Source organism: Streptomyces sp. NPDC058964 (assembly GCF_042741275.1).
In the GTDB taxonomy this organism is placed as follows: Bacteria; Actinomycetota; Actinomycetes; order Streptomycetales; family Streptomycetaceae; genus Streptomyces.
This window is the reverse complement of record NZ_JBHYKH010000708.1, coordinates 1-3,637: the sequence shown is the minus strand read 5'-3', so window position 1 is coordinate 3,637 and position 3,637 is coordinate 1. Positions and strand designations below refer to the sequence as shown.

Genomic DNA, 3,637 nt, shown 5'->3' with positions numbered 1-3,637 from the left:
GCTGCCACCCCTTCCTCGTACACGCCCTCGGCGCCGACCAGGCTAGAAAGCTGACGGACCCGGCTCCGGCCGACGCCCGGGAGTTCCTCGCCCGCCTCGAACCGTACTCGGACGCCCTTCCCCTGCCCTCCGCGCAGCTCATCGAGGCCGCGCGCGTCGCGCGGGACATCGACGGCCTCCGGGTCCTGGCCGAAGTCGACTTCGCGGACCGGAACCGCACGCTTGCAGGGCTCGCGCCACGGTACCGGCCGATCAGCCACGCCGAGGCCCACGACGAGGCCGTACGCCGACACGTGGATCTCGGTCGCGGCACCCTCATCGACCGGCTGCGCTGGGCCCGTCGGGCAGAGTTCGATGCCCCGAGGCCCCCCCCCCCCAGGCCCCCCCCCCCCCCCCCCACTAACCCGCGCCCCCTTCGTCCGCCCCGTCCGAGCACGACCTCGTGTCGGCGGCCTTCGACAACATCACGGTCCCGAAGCCGAAGGCGGAGTCCGACTCCCTGACGGGCCAGGAGCCGACGACCGAGCCGGAGCCCGCGGCCGAGGCCGAACCGGTCGCCGAGCCCGAGGCGGAACCCGCCGCCGAGCCTGCAGCCGAGGCCGAGGCGCAGGCTGAGGCTGAGGTGGAGCCCGCAGCCGAGACCGAGGCCGAAGTGGAGCCGACGGCTGAGGCTGGGGCCGAGGCCGAGGTGGAGTCGGCCGTGGCGCCCGAGCCGGAGGCCGAAGTCGCTCCCGAGGCGGAGCCCGTCGCCGAGGCGGAGGCCGAACCGGAGGCCGAGGCGATGGCGGAAGCCGCCCCGGAGCCCGCGCCCGAGCCCGAGCGGGTCGCGCCGGAGGTGGAGCCCGCGGCCGCCCAGGCGTCCGACGAGCCGGAGGCCGCCGACGGCGAGGACGTCCCCCAGGGGCCGCCCGCGGCCGAAGACGAGACCGGCACGGGTGGTGCGGGTGGGAACGAACCCGCCGAAGGCGAAGCCGAGGCGGAGCCCGCCCCCGCCGCGGAAGCGGAACCCGCGCTGACCCCCGCCCGCCTGAAGTCCCGCGCCCCCGGCCTCGTCACCGCCTACAAGGCAGCCACGGCCACCCTCGAGAAGACCGACCTCACCGGCACCCGCGCGAAGGTCTACCTCGTCCTCGACCGCTCCGCCTCCATGCGCCCCTACTACAAGGACGGCTCCGCCCAGGCCCTCGCCGAGCAGACCCTCGCCCTCGCCGCCCACCTCGACCCCGAGGCCACGGTCCACGTCGTCTTCTTCTCCACGGAACTCGACGGCACCACCGACCTCACCCTGGACGCGCACGAGAACAAGATCGACGAGGTCCACGCCGGCCTCGGCCGCATGGGCCGTACCAGCTACCACGCCGCCGTCGAAGCGGTCCTCGCCCACCACGAGAAGTCGGGCGACCCCACGGCCCCCGCCCTGGTCGTCTTCCAGACCGACGGCGCCCCCGACGCCAAGACCCCGGCCACCCAGTCCCTCACGGACGCCGGGAAGAGCCACCCCTCGGTCTTCTTCTCCTTCGTCGCCTTCGGTGAGCACGAGAACAAGGCCTTCGACTACCTCCGCAAGCTGAAGACCGGCAACACGTCCTTCTTCCACGCCGGCCCGGCCCCCCGCGAGCTCACGGACGCGGAGCTCTACGAGGGCGTCCTGGAGACCTGGCGCCCGTAACCCTCCGCACCTCCCCGTGTGCCGCCCGCTTCTCACCCCGTAAAACGGGAAGCGGGCGGCATACACACGTCGGCTACGATTTCAAGGTTCGTACACGTAGCGACCTGGGAGCAGCCCGCGATGGCTCGACACCTCATCACCAGCGCCCTTCCCTACATCAACGGGATCAAGCACCTGGGCAACATGGTGGGGTCCATGCTCCCGGCGGACGTGTACTCCCGGTACCTCCGCCAGCGTGGCCACGACGTCCTCTACATCTGCGCGACGGACGAGCACGGCACGCCCGCCGAGCTGGCCGCGAAGGAGGCCGGGCTCTCGGTCGCCGAGTTCTGCGCCCAGGCGCACGACGCCCAGAAGGCGGTCTACGACGGCTTCGCGCTGTCCTTCGACTACTTCGGGCGCAGCTCGTCCCCCGAGAACGTCGAGATCACCCAGCACTTCGCCCGCCGCCTGAACGAGAACGGCTTCATCGAGGAGCGTGCGATCCGCCAGGTCTACTCGCCGGCGGACGGCCGCTTCCTCCCGGACCGCTACGTCGAGGGCACCTGCCCCCACTGCGGCTACGACAAGGCCCGCGGCGACCAGTGCGAGAACTGCACCCGGGTCCTCGACCCCACGGACCTGATCAACCCGCGCTCCGCGATCTCCGGCTCCACCGATCTGGAGGTCCGCGAGACCAAGCACCTCTTCCTCCTCCAGTCGAAGCTCCAGCACGAGGTCGAGGAGTGGGTCTCCCGCCACGAGAAGGACTGGCCGCACCTGGCCTCCTCCATCGCCCGCAAGTGGCTGACCGAAGGCCTGCACGACCGCGCGATCACCCGCGACCTGGACTGGGGCGTCCCGGTCCCGGCCGACACCTGGCCGGAGCTGGCGGCCGAGGGCAAGGTATTCTACGTCTGGTTCGACGCCCCCATCGAGTACATCGGCGCGACGAAGGAGTGGGCGGACGCCACCGGCGGCGACTGGAAGTCCTGGTGGTACGACGTCGACACGGACGTCCGCTACACGGAGTTCATGGCGAAGGACAACGTCCCCTTCCACACGGTGATGTTCCCGGCCACCGAGCTGGGCGTGCGCGAGCCGTGGAAGAAGGTCGACTACGTCAAGGCCTTCAACTGGCTGACGTACTACGGCGGGAAGTTCTCCACCTCCCAGAAGCGCGGTGTCTTCACCGACCAGGCGCTGGACATCCTCCCGGCCGACTACTGGCGCTACTTCCTCATCGCCAACGCGCCGGAGTCCGACGACTCGTCCTTCACGTGGGAGCACTTCACGGCCACGGTCAACAAGGACCTGGCCGACACGCTCGGCAACTTCGTCAACCGCGTCCTGTCCTTCTCCCGCAAGCGCTTCGGTGACGACGTCCCCGCGGGCGGCGAGCCGGGCGAGGCGGAGGCCCGCCTCGGCGAGGAGATCGCGAGGCTCCTCGCGGAGTACGAGTCGCACATGGAGACCCTCCAGTTCCGCAAGGCGGCCGCCGCCCTGCGCGCCCTGTGGTCGGCCGGCAACTCCTACCTGGAGGAGAAGGCCCCCTGGCTGGAGATCAAGACCGACAAGGACGGCGCGGCCCTCACCCTGCGCACGGCGATGAACCTGATCCACCTCTACTCGGTGGTCTCGGAGCCCTTCATCCCGACGACGGCGAAGACGATGCGCGAGGCCTTCGCCCTGGCCGACGACACGGCCACCTGGGTCGCGGCCGACGAGGCCCGCGCCCTCACCTCGGTCCCAGCAGGCACCCCCTTCACGGTCCCGCCGGTCCTGTTCGCCAAGCTGACGGACGAGGACCTGGAGACCTACAAGGAACGCTTCGGCGGCGAACAGGCCTGACCCAGCCCCGACCCAAGCCCCGCCCCCCCCCCCCGGGGGCACGCGCGCCCCGCCCCCCGCCCCCCCCCCCCCCCCCCGCGCCCCGCCCCCCCCCCCCCAACCCCACCCCCCACGCCCCGCCGCGGCGGACCCCACCGG

3 protein-coding genes are annotated in these 3,637 nt (G+C 71.9%); 2 read left to right on the top strand and 1 reads right to left on the bottom strand.

Going from position 1 to position 3,637, the window contains the following annotated elements; all coding sequences use genetic code 11:
- Positions 1 to 293, bottom strand: a 293-nt coding sequence (locus ACFW2E_RS43400; RefSeq protein WP_384476658.1) for a hypothetical protein, incomplete at its 3' end; no start/stop codon positions are given.
- A gap of 149 nt (positions 294 to 442) precedes the next feature.
- On the opposite strand from ACFW2E_RS43400, the gene ACFW2E_RS43395 reads away from it, so the two are divergent.
- Together ACFW2E_RS43395 and metG are read left to right on the top strand one after the other, a co-directional pair.
- Entirely contained in the window at positions 443 to 1,669 is a 1,227-nt protein-coding gene (locus ACFW2E_RS43395) for a VWA domain-containing protein (protein WP_384476655.1), read from the top strand.
- A gap of 120 nt (positions 1,670 to 1,789) precedes the next feature.
- The gene (gene metG / locus ACFW2E_RS43390; RefSeq protein WP_384476652.1) at positions 1,790 to 3,499 is read left to right on the top strand and encodes a methionine--tRNA ligase; all 1,710 of its coding nucleotides are present in this window, start codon (positions 1,790 to 1,792) and stop codon (positions 3,497 to 3,499) included.
- The last annotated feature ends 138 nt before the right edge of the window (positions 3,500 to 3,637 follow it).